The sequence below is a fragment of the Tenacibaculum aquaeponti genome (genome assembly GCF_057221555.1).
Genome location: NZ_CM170147.1, coordinates 905,134 through 924,090, shown reverse-complemented (window position 1 = coordinate 924,090; position 18,957 = coordinate 905,134). Strand labels below are relative to the sequence as shown.

At 29.3% G+C, this 18,957-nt stretch carries 16 protein-coding genes and 1 other RNA gene; 11 read left to right on the top strand and 6 right to left on the bottom strand.

What is annotated here, in order from left to right:
- The first annotated feature begins 7 nt into the window (after positions 1-7).
- From AC2TEO_RS04185 to rny, 3 genes are all read left to right on the top strand, one after another.
- The gene (locus AC2TEO_RS04185; RefSeq protein ID WP_442266902.1) at positions 8-298 is read left to right on the top strand and encodes a cell division protein ZapA; all 291 of its coding nucleotides are present in this window, start codon (positions 8-10) and stop codon (positions 296-298) included.
- A gap of 56 nt (positions 299-354) precedes the next feature.
- Positions 355-460, top strand: a non-coding RNA gene (gene ssrS, locus AC2TEO_RS04180) — 6S RNA.
- 58 nt (positions 461-518) lie between these two features.
- Positions 519-2,084: a ribonuclease Y gene (rny, locus tag AC2TEO_RS04175; protein ID WP_442266901.1), complete on the top strand. Its 1,566-nt coding sequence runs from the start codon at positions 519-521 to the stop codon at positions 2,082-2,084.
- Between the two features lie 70 nt (positions 2,085-2,154).
- Here rny and AC2TEO_RS04170 read toward each other — a convergent pair whose 3' ends face one another.
- A complete protein-coding gene (locus AC2TEO_RS04170; RefSeq protein WP_442266900.1) occupies positions 2,155-2,547 on the bottom strand; it encodes a nuclear transport factor 2 family protein in 393 nt (130 codons plus the stop codon).
- 156 nt (positions 2,548-2,703) lie between these two features.
- On the opposite strand from AC2TEO_RS04170, the gene AC2TEO_RS04165 reads away from it, so the two are divergent.
- The gene (locus tag AC2TEO_RS04165; protein WP_442266899.1) at positions 2,704-3,576 is read left to right on the top strand and encodes a LysR family transcriptional regulator; all 873 of its coding nucleotides are present in this window, start codon (positions 2,704-2,706) and stop codon (positions 3,574-3,576) included.
- Positions 3,577-3,621: 45 nt separating this feature from the next.
- On the opposite strand, the gene AC2TEO_RS04160 is transcribed toward AC2TEO_RS04165, so the two are convergent.
- Together AC2TEO_RS04160 and AC2TEO_RS04155 are read right to left on the bottom strand one after the other, a co-directional pair.
- On the bottom strand, positions 3,622-5,439 hold the full coding sequence (locus AC2TEO_RS04160; RefSeq protein ID WP_442266898.1) for a DEAD/DEAH box helicase: 1,818 nt from the start codon (positions 5,437-5,439) through the stop codon (positions 3,622-3,624).
- A 115-nt stretch (positions 5,440-5,554) separates the two neighbouring features.
- Positions 5,555-6,913 (bottom strand): TlpA family protein disulfide reductase, encoded by a 1,359-nt coding sequence (locus AC2TEO_RS04155; protein ID WP_442266897.1) that lies wholly within the window; start codon positions 6,911-6,913, stop codon positions 5,555-5,557.
- A gap of 184 nt (positions 6,914-7,097) precedes the next feature.
- On the opposite strand from AC2TEO_RS04155, the gene AC2TEO_RS04150 reads away from it, so the two are divergent.
- Positions 7,098-8,720: an ABC-F family ATP-binding cassette domain-containing protein gene (locus AC2TEO_RS04150; protein ID WP_442266896.1), complete on the top strand. Its 1,623-nt coding sequence runs from the start codon at positions 7,098-7,100 to the stop codon at positions 8,718-8,720.
- Between the two features lie 52 nt (positions 8,721-8,772).
- Here the strand turns inward: AC2TEO_RS04150 and AC2TEO_RS04145 are convergent, their stop codons facing one another.
- A complete protein-coding gene (locus tag AC2TEO_RS04145; protein WP_442266895.1) occupies positions 8,773-9,711 on the bottom strand; it encodes a LysR family transcriptional regulator in 939 nt (312 codons plus the stop codon).
- A 103-nt stretch (positions 9,712-9,814) separates the two neighbouring features.
- Here AC2TEO_RS04145 and AC2TEO_RS04140 point away from each other — a divergent pair, with 103 nt between their 5' ends.
- From AC2TEO_RS04140 to AC2TEO_RS04115, 6 genes are all read left to right on the top strand, one after another.
- Complete coding sequence (locus AC2TEO_RS04140; RefSeq protein ID WP_442266894.1) at positions 9,815-10,288, top strand: Dps family protein; 474 nt, start codon at positions 9,815-9,817, stop codon at positions 10,286-10,288.
- 222 nt (positions 10,289-10,510) lie between these two features.
- A complete protein-coding gene (locus AC2TEO_RS04135) occupies positions 10,511-12,034 on the top strand; it encodes a PhoX family protein (RefSeq protein ID WP_442266893.1) in 1,524 nt (507 codons plus the stop codon).
- Positions 12,035-12,038: 4 nt separating this feature from the next.
- Positions 12,039-13,835, top strand: coding sequence for a cytochrome-c peroxidase (locus AC2TEO_RS04130; RefSeq protein WP_442266892.1), 1,797 nt, complete (start codon positions 12,039-12,041; stop codon positions 13,833-13,835).
- A gap of 160 nt (positions 13,836-13,995) precedes the next feature.
- Entirely contained in the window at positions 13,996-14,766 is a 771-nt protein-coding gene (locus tag AC2TEO_RS04125) for a DUF6503 family protein (protein ID WP_442266891.1), read from the top strand.
- A 147-nt stretch (positions 14,767-14,913) separates the two neighbouring features.
- The gene (locus AC2TEO_RS04120) at positions 14,914-15,165 is read left to right on the top strand and encodes a hypothetical protein (protein ID WP_442266890.1); all 252 of its coding nucleotides are present in this window, start codon (positions 14,914-14,916) and stop codon (positions 15,163-15,165) included.
- Positions 15,166-15,623: 458 nt separating this feature from the next.
- Positions 15,624-17,282, top strand: coding sequence for a sodium:solute symporter family protein (locus AC2TEO_RS04115; RefSeq protein WP_442266889.1), 1,659 nt, complete (start codon positions 15,624-15,626; stop codon positions 17,280-17,282).
- Between the two features lie 106 nt (positions 17,283-17,388).
- Here the strand turns inward: AC2TEO_RS04115 and AC2TEO_RS04110 are convergent, their stop codons facing one another.
- Complete coding sequence (locus tag AC2TEO_RS04110; protein WP_442266888.1) at positions 17,389-17,919, bottom strand: DUF4442 domain-containing protein; 531 nt, start codon at positions 17,917-17,919, stop codon at positions 17,389-17,391.
- Between the two features lie 140 nt (positions 17,920-18,059).
- Complete coding sequence (locus tag AC2TEO_RS04105) at positions 18,060-18,905, bottom strand: DUF2911 domain-containing protein (RefSeq protein WP_442266887.1); 846 nt, start codon at positions 18,903-18,905, stop codon at positions 18,060-18,062.
- Positions 18,906-18,957: the final 52 nt, after the last annotated feature.

The window sequence follows — 18,957 nt, the reverse complement described above, 5'->3', positions numbered from 1 at the left end:
CTTTAAAATGAATAAAATAAAAGTTAATGTAGTTATAGCTGGTAGAACGTATCCTTTAATAGTGAATTCTTCTGAAGAAGAAGAAGGAATGCGTAAAGCAGCAAAAAACATTAATGATTTAATTCTAAGTTTTGAACAAAATTATGCAGTAGCTGATAAACAAGATGTTTTAGCCATGTCTGCTTTACAGTTTGCTTCAAAGTTAGAAATTAATACAATTAAGGCGTTAAATGAGTCTGATAAGATTAAAAATAAAGTAAATGAGTTAACTAATTTGTTAGAAACTCATTTAAAATAAGTTCATTACATAATAATAAGTAAGATACTGCCTACATTAGTACATAAGTTTAATAAACTCAACACTATATCTTTAAAAAGAATGAGTCTTGGTTAGTAAAGCAAACCGTTAGTTCGGATCCTTGATCAGCCAGTTAGTTCTAAACCTGTTTTTAAGGAGTTTATAAAACCATACTAATGTGGGCTTTTTTATTAAATAAATATATAATCAAATCATTGATATGGAAGATTTAGGTATGCCAATCTTAGCTGGAGTAGTTGGTATTGTAGTTGGTTTTATTGTAGCTAAGGTTTTAGAAAAATCTAAAGCAAATAAATTACTTAAAGAAACGAATAAAGAAGCTGAAAATATTATAAAAGAGGCAAAAGTTGAAGCCGCAGCCATAAAGAAAGATAAAATCTTACAAGCAAAAGAAAAGTTTATAGAACTAAAATCTGAACATGAAAAGGTAATTTTATCTAGAGAAAAGAAAATGTCTGATGTAGAGAAAAGAATCAGAGATAAAGAATCGAGAGTATCTTCAGAATTAGATAAAAATAAGAAACTAACACAATCTTTAGAGAAAAAAGAAGCCGATTTAGATTATAAATTAGATTTTTTAGATAAAAAAGAATCTGAAGTTGAAAAGTTACACAAGCGTCATGTAGATATGTTAGAGCAAATCTCTGGTTTTTCTGCAGATGAAGCGAAAACAGAACTAGTTGCCTCTTTAAAAGAAGAAGCTAAAACTGATGCAATGAGCTTTATTCAAGAAACTATTGAAGAAGCTAAAATGACTGCTCAACAAGAAGCTAGAAAAGTGATTTTAAACACAATTCAAAGAGTAGGAGTAGAGCAAGCAGTTGAAAATTGTGTTTCTGTATTTAATTTAGAATCAGACGATGTTAAAGGTCGTATTATTGGTAGAGAAGGTAGAAATATTAGAGCTTTAGAAGCAGCTACAGGAGTAGAAATTATTGTTGATGATACACCTGAAGCAATTATTTTATCTTGTTTTGATCCAGTAAGAAGAGAAATTGCGCGTTTATCGATGCATAAATTAGTAACTGATGGACGAATTCACCCAGCAAGGATTGAAGAGATCGTTAGGAAAACAGAAAAACAAATTAATCAAGAAATTATAGAAGTAGGTAAACGTACTGTTATCGACTTAGGAATTCATGGGTTACACCCTGAATTAATTAAAACTGTAGGTAGAATGAAGTATCGTTCTTCTTATGGTCAGAATTTATTACAACACTCTAGAGAAGTTGCTAATTTATGTGGTATTATGGCTGCAGAAATGGGGTTAAATGCCAAGGCAGCTAAAAGAGCTGGTTTATTACACGATATTGGTAAAGTTCCAGAAACAGAAAGTGAATTACCTCACGCATTATTAGGAATGCAATGGGCCGAGAAGTATGGTGAAAAGCCAAATGTGTGTAATGCAATTGGAGCTCACCATGATGAAATAGAAATGAAAACTTTAATTGCCCCTATAGTTCAAGTTTGTGATGCAATATCAGGAGCTAGACCTGGAGCAAGAAGACAAGTTTTAGATAGCTATATCCAACGTTTGAAAGATCTAGAGGATATTGCATTCGGATTTAGTGGAGTTCAAAAAGCTTTCGCAATTCAAGCGGGTAGAGAGTTAAGAGTTATGGTAGAAAGCACAAAAGTTAATGACGAAAAAGCTGCTGAATTATCATTCAATATTTCACAAAAAATCCAGAATGATATGACATATCCTGGTCAAGTAAAAGTTACTGTTATTAGAGAAACAAGAGCTGTAAACGTAGCGAAATAGTTCTCTAAACAGATAATTCATAAAAAAGTACGAGTAAATTAATACTCGTACTTTTTTTTATGAGATTATTTTATTTATTAATTATTTGTTCTAAATGCCAGATTTTAGAAACTATTTGCCATCCGTTTTCTCCATTTACAAATCCAAGATGATCTACAAATATATTTTCATGAACTCTAATTCTTATTTTCACTGTAGCACAAAATGAAGAGAGCATATCGATCATCAAAATTTCATATTCTGGTTTTTGATTTTTACTAGCAGGCGATATTCTTCCAGCTACGTCTTCACTAAAACTAGTAATAGATTCCATAAATACGTTTCCTTTATCTACATCGAAAAGACTCGACTTGTTATGAAAAATAGCATTAAGTTTTTGCACATCACAATAATGTATAGCATCAAAATATATTTGTATAGCATTTATTAATTCAAGTGAATTGTTTGTTGTTTTTTCTGTCATTGTAATTAAATTTAAGATTAACCAAAATTAGTTCCAAGTTGAGCTCAACTGTAATTTTAAAACTGAGAGTTTCTAATATGTAATTGAATTTTATTCAATGATGAATTATTAGACAAATTAGTAGCTTTGTTATATATGGAAATCAAATATTTTAAATTGATAAAATCTATTGCTGAAGAAGGTAGTATTGCAAATTCTGCAGAAAAATTATTTTTAACACAGTCAGCATTAAGTCATCAATTAAGAGAATTAGAGTTACAACTAGGATTTAAGGTGTTTTTAAGGTCAAGAAATAAATGGATCTTAACCGAAGAAGGTAAGGAGTTGTATAAGTTGGGAAATGATGTTCTTGAAAAGATTAAAGTAGGTTTTGAACAAATAGAACAAATCAAAAGTGGTTCTAAAGGAAATATCAAATTAAGTACAGAGTGTTATAGTTTCTATCAAGGGATTTCTGGCTTTATTCAAAAAATGGGAGTATTATATCCAGAGATCACTATCGATATAATACTTGAAGCAACCCATCAGCCTATACCTAAAATATTATCAAAAGAAATAGATATCGCAATAGTAACTCAAAAACCGGATCATAAACATTTAGAGTGGAAAGAAGTATATAATGATGAAATCTTAGCGGTTATTAATAAAGAAAATATTCTTAGTAGAAAAGATTTTTTAAGTGCTGATGATTTTACAAATGAGCATTTAATAATTCATTCATTTCCATTAGAAACAGTTTCCGTTTACAATAACTTTTTAAAACCTGATAAAATTATACCTAAGAAAATTTCAGCAGTTCCTTTAACAGAAGTAGCTTTAGAAATGGTAGAAGCAAATATGGGTTTAATATGTGTACCAATTTGGGCAGTGAATTCATTTAAAGTTTCAGAAGAGTTAACTTTTAAAAAATTGGGAAGTAATGGAGTTAAAAGAACACATTATATTGTTTTTAGAAAAGAAGATAAGTTGAAAAAATACATTAATGATTTTATTTCAAATTTTGAAGATCATTTTTCTAAATCAAAATAAAAAAGCCGCTTTTAAAGCGGCTTTTAATACTTATAAAATAGATTTTTATCTACGTCTATTTTTTCTTGAACTGTTGTTGTTATTGCGTCTTCTCTCAGATGATTGACCAGAAGAGTTGTTATTACTTTTGTTTCTTGTTCTACCAAAACCTCTATTTCCTCCGTTAGAAGGTCTGTCAGAAGCACCATCATTTCGTCTTCTTCCACCTCCAGAGCGTTTTCTTCCGCCTCCTTTTCGTTCTTTAGTGATTTCTATATTTACTCTTCTACCATTAAAATCTGGTTGATTTTCTTCAAAAACCTCTAAAGTTTGAGCTTCATGACTCTTATCAATTTCAAAGAAAGAAAACGTGTCTAAAATATCAATAGCACCAATTTCAACATTCTTGTTAATTCCTTGTTCATTAATTAATCCCATTAATTTAGCAGGATTAAGTCTATCTTTTCTTCCTATGTTTATAAAGAATCTAGTCATATTTTCACTAGACATTCTGTTTCCACCTCTACTAGAAGAACTATCTCTGTCTCTAGAGCTGATTTTATTTAAATCTGGTGCATTTTCATAATATTCTAGAAAAGAATTAAATTCTAATGAAACAAATTTTTGAATAAGTTCTTCTCTGGAAAAGTTGCTTAATTTTTCATAAATACTAGGTAAAAAACTATCTATTTCTGCAGTATTAACCTCAGATTTTTCAATTTTATCAATAAGATGAAATAATTGTTTTTCACAAATTTCCTTTCCACTCGGAATTGGAGTTTGAATAAACTTCTTTTTTAAAATTCGTTCAATAGGAAAAAGTTTATTTTTCTCTTTTCTGTTAACTAATGCAATAGAAACTCCTTTGTTACCTGCTCTACCGGTTCTACCACTTCTGTGGTTATAATTTTCTATTTGATCCGGTAATTTATGATTAATAACATGTGTTAAGTTATTAACATCTAATCCTCTAGCAGCAACATCTGTTGCTACAAGCATTTGAATGTTTTTCTTTCTGAATTTTTCCATAACACTATCTCTTTGTGCTTGAGATAAATCACCATGTAAAGCATCAGCATTATATCCGTCTTGAATTAATTGATCTGCAATTAATTGTGTTTCTCTTCTTGTTCTACAAAATACAATAGCATATATATCAGGATTTACATCTGCAACACGTTTTAAAGCTTCATATCTTGTTTTTTCTGTAACATTATAAAATTCATGTGTTACATTATCAGATCCTTGATTTTTCTCTCCTGAGGTTATTTCAACAGGATTTTCCATATAGTTTTTAGCAATAGCTTCAACTTCTCTAGGGAATGTTGCTGAGAATAATAAAGTTTGTTTGGTGTCTGGAGTTGCTTCAAGAACTTTGTCTAGTTCTTCTTTGAATCCCATGTTAAGCATTTCATCAGCTTCATCTAAAACTAACCAATCTACATTGTTAAGTTTTAAAGCTCTCCTTCTTATTAGATCAACAGTTCTACCTGGTGTACCAACAACTATTTGAATTCCTTTTTTTAATTGCTTAATCTGTTGTTCAATATTAGCACCACCATAAACGGTTGTGACGTTTAAATTTGGTATATACTTAGAAAAATCTTCAATATTTTTTCCAATTTGAACAGCTAATTCTCGAGTAGGAGATAAGATTATCGCTTGAGTATGATTACTGTTTTCATCAACTTGTTCTACTATTGGCAAACTAAAAGCAGCTGTTTTACCTGTACCAGTTTGTGCAAATGCTTTTAGATCGTCTTTTGATGATATTATTTGTGGTATTGCTTTTTGTTGTATTACAGTAGGAGTTTCGTAACCTAAATCTAACAACGCTTTATTAATAGGTTCTTTTAAACCTAAGTCAGAAAAATTTATTGACATAATGTGAATTTAAGCGAATTCACAGATGCCCTATCCATGAATTCTTAATATTTATATTTTTTTTGGACGCGGCAAAAGTAGTAAAATAAAAATAAAAATATAGGATAAAGCTAAATTAATGAAGCTCAGTAATTTGTTTTTCTATTTTTTTAGAAGATAAAGCACAAAAACTATTAACAACAATCCCTTTTTTATTTACTAAAATTGTTCTAGGATATTTACTACTTAAAAAGTTATGAGCATCACTTTTTTCATCAAGATAGAACTGATGTTGTATGTTTAAGTTTTTAATATACTTTTTATTATTATGATTGAAGTTTATAACCAAAAAGTTAATTTCTGGATTTTTTTCAATTAAATAATTCATTCTAGATGCTACCCACTTATCCGATGAATAATCTTTATTTCTAAAATATATAACACTACTATTACCTCTTATTATATTGTTTATATTTTCAATTGAACCTTGAGGTGTGTGTAAATTGAAACTTGGTAAGTGTTTATTTTTTGGAATGTGTTTTACATCTGCTAATAATTTCGTGATTTTAGCTTTATCCGAATCACTAGATGAAAATTTAGAGAATAAATCGTAAGCCTTTTTGTTTAAGTTGCAGCTCTTTTTAGAGTAAAAATGGCGAATAATAGTTTCTTTAAGTAGTTTATTCTTTAAACTCTTAGATTCTATTTTATTGTTTACAGTTTCTAGAACAGAAAGCGTAAAATCATCGCTGTCATCTTTAATGTTTTTTGCATATACATCATAGTATATGTTATTATAAACATATTTGCCATAAGGAGGGAAAAACATTAATGAATCTCCGTTTATGCGTATATTATCTCGATGAGATATAAATTTATTTTCGTTTATACTATCAGGTTGTTCTTTTAAACGATTATTTATTGCATAGGTTTCTAGTTTAGAATAAAGAGGATAATATAACGCCACTTTTAATATGTCTAAATAATTATCAGAAAAATCTACTGTACGTGTTTTAAAATTTTCTAAGTACTTGTCTTTATCTTTTTTTAAAGAATCTATTGTTTTTAAGAAGTCATCAGGAGATAACTTATTGTATTTATAAAAATCTTTAATTTGTTTTTCATTAATTAAAAAGTTTTCAATTAGAGCATTATTTTCTTCAGCATTACTACCGCTAAAAACTAACGATTCATCAAATCCCCATGTATTCAAGCGAAAAAGCAAACTATCCTGAGGTTCTAAATATAAATATTGGGTTTCTGGCCCGTGTTTAAAGTAATATAAACCAGTTTTAATATCTGTTAATTTTCCTAAGAAAGTATTATCTATATTTAGTTTAATAGAATCTACAACTTCACTTTTGTTATCATAAATAATAACAAATTCACCTTTAGGATGTATTATTTTTCCACCTACATAAGTGAAATTTTCATCCTTTGAAGTAGCACAACTAATTAAGAAAATCGAAATTAAAGGTACTATATATTTAATCATATTCTTGTTAGAAAGTTCTATTTTTCAGCTATCAAAAATAGAAATATGAGTAATATTATGATGTTAATTCGATGTTAATATTAACAAAATAGAATGATTATTAATAAAATAAATATTTGCGATACAAATGCTTTTAAAAGCCTTTAGTTTTTATACTTTTGCATCGAAATTTAAAAAGTAGATAATGTTATCAGTTTCTAACCTATCCGTTCAATTTGGAAAGCGTGTATTATTTGATGAAGTGAATACGAAGTTTACTCAAGGTAATTGTTATGGTATTATCGGTGCAAATGGTGCTGGTAAATCTACATTCTTAAAAATATTATCAGGTAAAATAGATCCTACTTCTGGTCATGTTCATTTAGAACCAGGAAAAAGAATGTCAGTTTTATCCCAAGATCACTATGCGTTTGATGAATTTCCTGTTCTAGAAACAGTTGTAATGGGAAATAAAGATCTTTATAAAATAAAAAAAGAGATCGACGCTTTATATGCTGATTATACTGATGAGAATGCTGAGAAAATTGGAGAGTTACAAGTTCAGTTCGAAGAAATGAATGGTTGGAATGCCGATTCTGAAGCAGCAGCAATGTTATCTAACTTAGGAATAAAAGAAGATTTACATTATTCTTTAGTTAAAGATTTAGATGGTAAACAAAAAGTTCGTGTATTATTAGCACAAGCGTTATTTGGAAGCCCAGATGTATTAATTATGGATGAGCCTACCAACGATTTAGATTTTGAAACTATTGCTTGGTTAGAGAATTTCTTAGCAAATTACGACAACACAGTAATTGTTGTTTCTCACGACCGTCACTTCTTAGATGCAGTTTGTACTCATATTTCTGATATTGATTTTGGAAAAATTAATCACTTTTCTGGAAACTATACTTTCTGGTATGAATCAAGTCAGTTAGCTGCTAAACAGAGAGCACAACAAAACAAGAAAGCTGAAGATAAAAAGAAAGAATTAGAAGAGTTTATTCGTCGTTTTTCTGCCAATGTAGCTAAATCTAAACAGGCTACTTCGCGTAAGAAAATGATTGAAAAACTTAATGTAGAAGATATAAAACCATCAAGTAGAAGATATCCAGCTATTATCTTTGAAAGAGATAGAGAAGCGGGAGATCAAATTTTAAATATTGAAGGTTTGTCTAAAACTGATGTGGAGGGAGAATTATTATTCTCTAATGTTGATATTAATTTAAATAGAGGAGATAAGGTTGCAGTAATTTCTAAAAATTCAAAAGCAACTACTGCTTTTTATCAAATTATAGCAGGAAATGTAGAAGCTGATGCAGGAAAATATAATTGGGGTGTAACAACCACACAATCATATTTACCAGCAGATAACTCTGAGTTTTTCCAAAATGGGGATTTAAACTTAGTAGATTGGCTACGTCAGTATGCACAAACTGAAGAAGAGCGTGAAGAGGTGTTCTTAAGAGGTTTCTTAGGGAAAATGATTTTCTCAGGAGAAGAAGCATTAAAGAAGAGTAATGTTTTGTCTGGAGGAGAAAAAGTACGTTGTATGTTATCTCGAATGATGATGACTAGAGCTAACATATTAATGTTAGATGAACCAACAAACCACTTAGACTTAGAATCAATTCAATCTCTAAACAATTCTTTAATTAACTTTAAAGGAACAGTTTTATTTACAACTCACGATCATGAGTTTGCGCAAACAGTTGCTAATAGAATTATAGAAATTACACCTAATGGGGTTATTGATAAGTATGCAACTTTTGATGATTATTTAGATGATTCTAAAGTTAAAGAATTAAGAGAAAAAATGTACGCATAAAACAAAAGGAAGCTTTTTAGCTTCCTTTTTTATTTCCTATTATAATAAATGTTTATTTTTTAATTGGACTAATAATATCTACATCACTAAAAGCAATTGCACCTCTAATAATACCATCAATATTACTTTTTAAAGCTTCAATTAGTTGCATTTTTAACTGCGACTTGTGATAAATTAAACTAACTTCTCTAGCAGGTGGTGGAGTATTAAATTCTCGTAAATATTTTTTGTCTTCTTCAGATAAATCTAAAGTATTTAAATATGGTAAAAGTGTCATACCTAAACCATCTTTAGATAGTTTAATTAACGTATCAAAACTTCCACTTTCTAAATGAAACTTTTTATCATCATCTTTCTTATTCATTTTACATAGATTAATAACGCTGTTTTTAAAACAATGTCCATCTTCTAATAATAAAACATCTTCTAATTCTAAATCTTCAACATCTAATTTAGATTTTGAAAATAAGCGATGTTCACTAGGAATTAATCCAACAAAAGGTTCGTAATATAAAACTCGTTCTTTAATAGCTTCATTACCTAATGGAGTGGCAGCTATTGCAGCATCAATATATCCATCAGTTAATTTTCTAATAATTTCATCTGTAGTTAATTCTTCAATTATCAACTGAACTTTTGGGTAAGTTCTAGTAAAGTTTTTTAAGAACATAGGTAATAAAGTAGGCATAACTGTAGGAATAATTCCTAACTTAAATTCACCACCGATATATCCTTTTTGCTGATGAACAATATCTATAATTCGATTACTTTCATCTACAATAACTTTAGCTTGTTCTACTATTTTTTCTCCAACAGGTGTTAATTCAATTGGTTTTTTAGAGCGGTTAAAAATCTTAGCATCTAATTCTTCTTCTAGTTTTTGAATTTGCATACTAAGTGTAGGCTGAGTAACAAAACAATGCTCAGCAGCTACAGTAAAGTTTTTATGTTCTGCAACAGATAAGGTATATTTTAACTGAGTTATAGTCATTCTATAATAATTTTCGATAAATATATTAAAACTATCAATTATACTAATAGTAGTTTCTTTTTATTTTGAGATAATTTTGAAAAAAGAAATATTAAAAACGATTATGACTAAAACAATAATAGGATTAGATAAAGCAAAATCTGAAGAATTAGTTAAAGAACTAAATACATTATTAGCCAACTTTCAGATTCATTACCAAAATTTGAGAGGATTACATTGGAATATTAAAGGGAAAAACTTTTTTGAATTACATGTGAAGTTTGAAGAGTTATATACAGATGCCCAATTAAAAATAGATTTAATCGCTGAACGAATTTTGACTTTGCAAGGAGAGCCTTTACATACTTTTGAAGATTATTTACATAATGGTAACGTTACAGTTGGTAAAAGTATAAGTAACGATGAACAAGCAATACAGTTAATAGTAAGTTCTTTAACTACATTATTAAGTATAGAAAGAGAAATTTTAGAATTATCTGATGAAGCTAACGATGAAGGAACAAATTCTATGATGAGCGATTTTATCGCAGAACAAGAAAAAACAATTTGGATGTTTAATGCTTGGTTAACCAAGTAGATAACAAGAATAAATTAAAAAATAAAAGTGATTGCATTATTGTTATCACTTTTCTTTTTTTTATAAAAATCGTCTTATTTATATCAGTTCTAATTATTAAAGATTAATTGATTTAGGTAACTTTTTATTAAAAAGAAATTAAAATGCTGATCACTTAAAGTTTAAATCTGAGCCTTTGTTTTGCCTAGTAAATATTAATTAACAAATACTAAATAAGGACACATGAAAAAACTTAAATTAAGTGTAGCTGCTTTATTAGCATTAGCTATTTCTACTACTACATTTTATTCTTGTGAAGATGGAATGAATGGTGTAGATGGAAAAGATGGTATTGATGGAGTAGATGGACAAGACGGTCAAGATGGGGAAGACGGTCAAGACGCCACAGCTGTATTAACATCTTCTAAAACACCAAACTTTTTAAAAGTAACTAGTGATTTCGTAGGATTAAAAATAACTCCAATTTTATCTTCTGAAGATATTATTCCTAACACACCAGATTTCGTTTACGGATCTATGGCTGATGGGGCTGGATTATTAAGAGAAGCTGACGGAACTTTCACATTAATTAATAACATAGAAGCTGATTATTCTATTGCTAGAATTAAATTAGATAAAAATTTAAAGCCAACTGCAGGAGAGTATATTTTAAATGCTGCTGCAACTGCAGAAACTGCTCAATGTTCAGGATCTATGATTAGTCCAGAAGAGCATGGTTTTGGACCAATGTATTTATCTGGTGGAGAATGGGGAGGATCTTCTAAAGGAGTTTTCGCTACAGATCCATACAAATCAGCTGATGATGCTGGAACAGGAAGATTATTACCAGCTTTAGGTCAATGGTCTACAGAAAATGCTGTTGTTATTGGTAAAGATGCTTATCCAAATAAAACAGTTGCTTTTATTGGAGATGATCATTCAGATAACGACGTTCCTTCAGGACAATTAGGAATGTATGTTGGAAATAGAGGTGATTTAGAAACTGGTAAATTATACGGGTTAAAAGTTACTACTGCTGGAATCGACTATGAAGTTGATATGGTTGAAGGAACTGAGTATGATGCTGAATTTGTTGAATTAACTGAAACTGAAATTAGTGCTTTAGATGCTGAAGCTAAGTCTAAAGGAGTAATGGGATTCTCTCGTTTAGAAGATATCGACTGGAGAAGAGGATCTGCTGGTAATCAAAGAGAACTTTACTTTGCTGTTACAGGTAGAAATAAATCTGGATTAATGGGTAAAGGTACTTTCTTAGGACGTATTTATAAAGTTGTATTAAATGATACAGATCCAACAGGAGCTGCTAAAATCACTTGTATTTTAGATGGTGATAAAGTTGGTGGAAAAGCTGATGGATTCCATTCTCCAGATAATATTTTAGTAACTGAAAATTATGCTTATATCCAAGAAGATCCAAATGGGTATTTAGATACTTCAGTAAACGGATTTGCTAAATTATACCAATACAACTTAAATACAGGAGAAATCAAAACTGTATTAGAGTGTGATCAAAATAGAGCTGCTGATATGGGATATGGTTCTAACACAAGAAACTGGGAAATTACAGGTATGATCGATGTAACTGATATTGTTAGCAATGGTAAAAGTACATTTATCGTAATTACTCAAAATCACGGATGGGAGCCTGCAGATGGAACTTCATTTACAGATCCATTAGCGAATCCTGATTTAGGAAATAGAAAAGAAGGTTCAGTTTTACACGTTATCACTGGGTTAGAAAGATAAAAAAATGAAAGACATATTAAGTCGAGCTAAGGCATACCTCTGTGTATGTCTTTTGCTTTTGTTAGTCGGATGTGGTAAAGAAGATAAAAAATATGTAGCTGTAGCTGATTTTTCTACAGATATTTCTGTTTTATATAATGACTATTTATCTAATGCTATAACTCATTTAGATAAGATAAATTTAGAAAGTACATCTTCTTCAGAAAGAAAAGAATTTTACAAAACTGCTAGAAAGTATTTTAAATTAATGGAGCCAATTTTGGCGTATTCAGATAAGAATAATTACAAATCGTTGAATGCGCCAAATATTATTCAAGTTAAAGGAGAAGAATCTCAAGATACTAGAGTCATCAATCCAATAGGTTTTCAGGTAATAGAAGAGAATTTATACGAAGATCAAATTGATACACTTGTATTAAATAGAGCAGTTAATGTAACTAGAGATCGATTAAAATTAATTCAGAAAAATGTTGCTTTGAAATTAAAGGATTATCATATCATTTGGATGTTAAGAGATCAAATAGTAAGAATTGCAACGACTGGTATTACAGGATTCGATTCACCAGTGTTAAGTCAATCTTTATTAGAAAGTAACTATACTTATAATACAATAATTGAAATTGTAAAAATGAATGAAGACAAGTTCAAATCTAAAGGACTAAAAGATAAATTCATTGAAGAAATTATTGCAGCACAAAAAGATTTAGATCATGATTTTGATACTTTCGATCGTTTTACATTCATAAAAAAGCATACAGATTATCAGTTGAAATTATTAGTTGACATTCAAAAAGATTGGAATGTAACCTTTCCTTTCGAAATGGCATTATCAAACTCAATGACAACACTTTTTTCAGATACAGCTTTCAATATTGATTATTTTTCTGATCAACTAAGCGATACCACAAAGCTTTCTGAGAAAATAATTTTCGGTAAAGAATTATTTAACGATAAATCTTTATCTAAAGATTATTCAATGGCTTGTGCAACATGTCATGTAAAAGATTTAGCTTTTACTGATGGTAAAAAAACATTTGATAAAAATCAAACTAGAAACACACCAACAGTTGCATATTCGGCTTATCAGCAAGCTTTTTTTATGGATGCCAGAGCTGGTAGTTTAGAAGGACAAGTAGTAGGTGTTGTAAAAAATCATAATGAGTTCAATATGTCTATGGATTCAGTGGTAGCTAGAGTAATGAATAATGAAACTTATAAGAACAAGTTATCGGATTTATACAAAAATAAAAGAGTCAATTATAATATTAGACATGCAATTGCATCTTATATAAGAAGCTTAAATTCATTCGATTCTAAGTTTGATAAAAATATACGAGGAGAAGAAAATACCTTAACAAAAGAAGAACAACTAGGTTTTAATCTTTTTATGGGAAAAGCAATGTGCGCAACTTGTCATTTTGCTCCTGTTTTTAATGGAACTATTCCTCCAAATTATACAGACACAGAATTAGAGTTTATTGGAATTCCAGCTACTAAAGATACTTTAAATGCAAAGTTGTCTCCAGATTTAGGACGATATGAATTGTTTAAAACACCAGAACGTAAACATTTTTTTAAAACACCTACTGTTAGAAATGTGGGAGTTACAGCTCCATACATGCATAACGGAGTGTATACAACTTTAGATGAAGTTATGGATTTTTACAATAAAGGTGGTGGAGCAGGATTAGGAATTGAAAATGATTACCAAACCTTACCTTTTGATAATCTTCAACTTTCTAAAGAAGAAATAGCAGCAGTAATAGCATTCATGGAAACATTAAACGATGGAAATTATTAATATTTAATATAGAAAATTTTTAAAATATAGTAAATAAAGACTCATCTTTTAATGAGTTTTTTCTGAATGGAAAAGATGAATTAATATTTTATTTTTTTAACAAGCACTTGTAATTTTTAGAAAAAACATTCGACTACCTGTCGATAAACTATAAATAAAAATGAAAAAACTAATCTTACTTTCGGTAGTATCTTTACTAGTAACATCATGTAAACAAGAAGCCAAAAAAGAGGTTGAAACTCAACTTAAACAAGAGGTTAAAAAAGAAAATAATTTTCCTAAAGCACTAGGAGAAGTATTTGAAAAACATGGAGGAATTGATAACTGGCGTAAAGCTAGAACAATGTCTTACAAAATCAATAATCAAGATCATACGATTGATTTACCTACAAGAAAGACTGTTGTTCAAGCAGAAAATTTCTCATTAGGTTACAACGGAAAAGATGTCTGGTTAAGTCAAAAAGATTCTACAGCTTTTAAAGGAAACCCTGAGTTTTACTATAATTTATATTTCTATTTTTATGCAATGCCTTTTGTATTAGCGGATGATGGAATTACATATTCTGAAGTATCACCAATAAATTTTGAAGGTGTAAATTATCCAGGATATAAAATATCTTACGGAGCAAATGTAGGAACTTCTCCAGATGATAATTATATTATATACTATCATCCTGATACTAAACAAATGGAATGGTTAGAATATACGGTTACTTATGGAAGCAATAAACCTTCAGATAAGTTTAATTTAATACGATACAATGATTGGGAAAACGTTAACGGTTTAGTTTTACCAAAATCTATAACTTGGTACCAGAAAGATGATAATGGTGTTCCTACTGAACCAGCAAGAGCTCCAATTACATTTTCTTCTGCTTTAGTTACTCAAGCACCTTTAGCAGATAATTTTTTTGAAAAACCAACTAATTAGAATGATATTATTTTGTTTTGTGCACTGTTAAAAATTATTTTTAATAACCAAGTGTTGAAATAATTTAAGCGTATGAATATATTTGTAAAAAGAAAAAGCGGTTACCGAAAAGCTTATGAGTAGGTATAAATTAAAAATTATGTAATAATGAAAAAGTCAATTTTAAATTTAGGAAAAGTTTTAACAAAGGAAAAGTTAATTGAAGTAAATGGAGGTAATGTTCATATTTGTGAAAATGGAGGCTTGAATGTCTGGATGGAAGCTGATGGACAATTTGTTGTATATGGAGGATTAAAACCTGTAGCTATTAAGCATACACATGTTCGTTATTATTGCGATGAACAAGTATTAAAAGATGCAGAAATAGCGGCTGAAAAGAGACTTAAAAGCTTAAGTTAGAGATATTATCTTTATTTATATAATATTATAAATATAAAGGGGCTTAAAAAGCTCCTTTTTTATTTCTTTTTATTAAACAAATAATATTTTAGTTTTACAATCATAAATAACTTACCAATTACTAATAATGAGGTTATCCAAGATACTATTATAAATAATTGGGAGAACCTTAACGGTTTAGTTTTACCAAAATCTATAACTTGGTATCAGAAAAATGATAATGGGGTTCCTACTGAACCAGCAAGAGATCCAATTACATTTTCTTCTGCTTTAGTTACTCAAGCACCTTTAGCAGATAATTTTTTCGAAAAACCAACTAACAATTAATAACTAAAGAATCACATACATGGGAAAAAAGTATATATGGAAAAAAGAGTACACACTAGTACTGTTAGCCAATTTAGCGTACATTGTCATCTTTTTAATTATAACAAACCTATATACTAAATAATATTCTCATGCAAACTTTAGATTGGATTGTACTTTCAATAACGTTATTATTTATTGTTCTTTATGGAACGTGGAAAACTAGAGGAAGTAAAGACGTAGAGCAATATATTAAAGGAGGAAATGACACAAAGTGGTGGACTATCGGTTTGTCTGTAATGGCAACTCAAGCTAGTGCCATCACTTTTTTATCTACACCAGGTCAAGCTTTTCATAGCGGTATGGGATTTGTTCAATTTTATTTCGGACTTCCATTGGCTATGGTTATCATATGTTTAGTATTTATTCCTATTTATCATAAACTAAATGTATACACTGCTTATGAATATTTAGAAAGTAGATTTGACCTTAAAACAAGAACTTTAGCTGCTATTTTATTTTTAATCCAAAGAGGATTAGCAGCAGGAATAACCATTTTTGCTCCTGCAATTATTCTTTCAGCAGTATTAGGTTGGGATCTTGTTTTCTTAAACATAATCATAGGTGTTTTGGTAATTATTTATACAGTCAGTGGAGGAACAAAAGCTGTAAGTGTTACTCAAAAACAACAAATGGCAATTATTTTCTCAGGAATGTTTATTGCTTTTTACTTAATACTTCAATATTTACCTGACGGAATTACTTTCGGAAAAGCTCTTGAAATTGCTGGAGCTAGTAATAAAATGAAGGTTTTAGATTTTTCTTGGGATTTAAACAATAGATATACAGTTTGGACTGGTTTTCTTGGAGGAACATTTTTAATGCTTTCTTATTTCGGAACAGATCAAAGTCAAGTTCAACGTTATTTATCAGGAAAATCTGTAAGAGAAAGTCAATTAGGTTTAATTTTTAATGGTTTATTAAAAGTGCCTATGCAGTTCTTTATTTTATTGGTAGGAGTTATGGTATTTGTATTTTATCAGTTTAATGCTTCTCCATTAAATTTTAATCCTAAAGCAAAAGAAGCAGTTATTAGTTCTCAATACGCTGATCAATATAAGGTTTTAGAAGATCGACATAGAGCAATTGAAGTAGAGAAAAAAACGCTTATTTTAAGTGGAATAACTGAAGAAAATAAGCCAAAGTTACAAGCTTTAAACGAAGAAGATTTAAAGATAAAAGAAGAGGCAAAAGTCATTATTAAAGAATCTAATGATAAAGTGGAAACAAATGATAAAGATTATGTTTTTATTCATTTCATCTTAAATAATTTACCAAAAGGGTTAATAGGTTTATTATTAGCAGTAATACTTTCTGCAGCAATGTCTTCAACAGCTTCAGAATTAAATGCTTTAGCTTCTACAACAGCAATAGATTTATACAAGAGAAATGTAAAAGAAGAGAAAAGTGATCAACATTATGTAAATATGTCTAAATGGTTCACTTTAGGATGGGGAATTTTAGCCATTTTAGTTGCTTGTGTTGCAAATTTATTTGATAATTTAATTCAATTAGTAAATATTATTGGATCTATATTCTACGGAAATGTATTAGGAATTTTCTTATTAGCATTCTTCTTTAAGTTTGTAAGATCTAATGCTGTGTTTATTGGAGCAATAATCACTCAGTTAATAATAATAATTGTTTGGTATTTAGACTGGTTACCTTACTTATGGTTAAATGCTTTAGGCTGTGGTTTAGTCATCGTAATAGCTATACTATTACAAGGAATTAATGGAGATGATTTTTGAGCAAGTAGACTTAAATGTTGATGAAATAGGAGAGTAGTAGCTGAAAATAAACGATAGATAAAATAATTAATCAATATTTCTATTTTACTAGAAAAAAGAGTATTGATTAATTATTTTTATTTTTTCTAGCACGTTTTTCTTTATAAAAATCCTTATCAGCTACATAAATTGTTTTATGAACCTCACAAAAGATTTTGGAGTTTGTTTTGTCTGTAAGTAGCGTAGTTTTTACTATTTCTATTTCCTTTTCTTCTAAAACTCGTTGTTTAATTTGATCAAGTTCTTCCATAGAAAAAGAAAAATCAGCATATACATTTTCTTTAGCTGGTCGTTTAAAATAAACTTCAGCAGACTTATCCCAGACTACATAATCATCTCCTATAAGATTAATTAATTGTATCATTGGTATAGGATCTACAGCAGAGAATAAACTACCACCAAAAATAGAATTTACATAATTTCTGTTTTTGTAACTTAAAGGGATTTTTACTCTAACATGTAATAAATCATTGGAAATTTGTCTAACTCTTCCGGTACTTCTTCTGTACATTGGAGATAAGTTAAAACCATATTTAAAGAGCTTTGATTTAGGAATAAACTTAATACCTATTTCAGTGATTTTTTTATAAACAGACATAAACTTCAATTATAGTTCAAATATAATTCAAGTTATTAGTAGATTATCTTAGACTAGTATAAGAATTCATAAAAGTAGGATACAAAAAAACTCGAATTCTATGAATTCGAGTTTTTAACTTTTAATTTAAGCGAGATATATTAAGCTCCCCATTTTTTTAGAGAGTCTTTGTTTAGTTTAATGTAATCTGCGTTGCCAGCTTTTTCAGCATGCATTAAAGAAGCTTTTGCTGCTTTAATAGCTCCTTTTTTATCTCCAGCTTTAGCGTGAATTAAAGATTGTTTGCGTAAGTACCAAAAACGTGGTTGATCTTTAGTCATTTCAACAGCTTTATCAATCCATTGTTGAGCTTTTGTAATATCTTTACCTTCATCCATGTAATAAGAAGCAGCAGCATAATAATCATTAGGACCAGGACCAGCCATAACCTTATCTATACTAGCAGAAACAGCTTTATCTGTAGGAACATTAAACTTAATACCAGCGTAGGCATTTTCCCATAAGATACCTAAAACAGCAGAACCATTTTTCACATCGTCAATAGAAATTGTAAATGTTTCAATAACCATTGGCATGTTTTCAACTTTAGCAGTAGTCGTTAAAGCTACTTTAGCTTGATCGAATTTTCTAGGAGTTCCCCAGTTATTAGTATCAGTATAAAACATTACTTCCCATGAAGAAGCATTAGGTTTAGTGAAAATAGCATATGATCCTTTTTTAAGAGTTTTACCATCAATAGTAACATCATCACTAAAAGTAACAATAGTGTTTTTGTTAGCTCCAGTTCTCCATAATTTTCCATAAGGAACTAAATCTCCAAAAACTTTTCTTCCCTTAATACCTGGTCTTGAGTATTCTACAGTAACATCTGTTAATCCAACTTTTTGTTCAATTTTAGCAGAAGGACTTGGTTGAGGAGTAGTTACTTGTGCATAACCTGATAAAGTTAATGAAGCTATAAATAAGCTTAAAAGTATTTTTTTCATGTTGATAAAAGTTTGTTTTTGTACTCTATAAAATTACGGCTAAATGAAATGA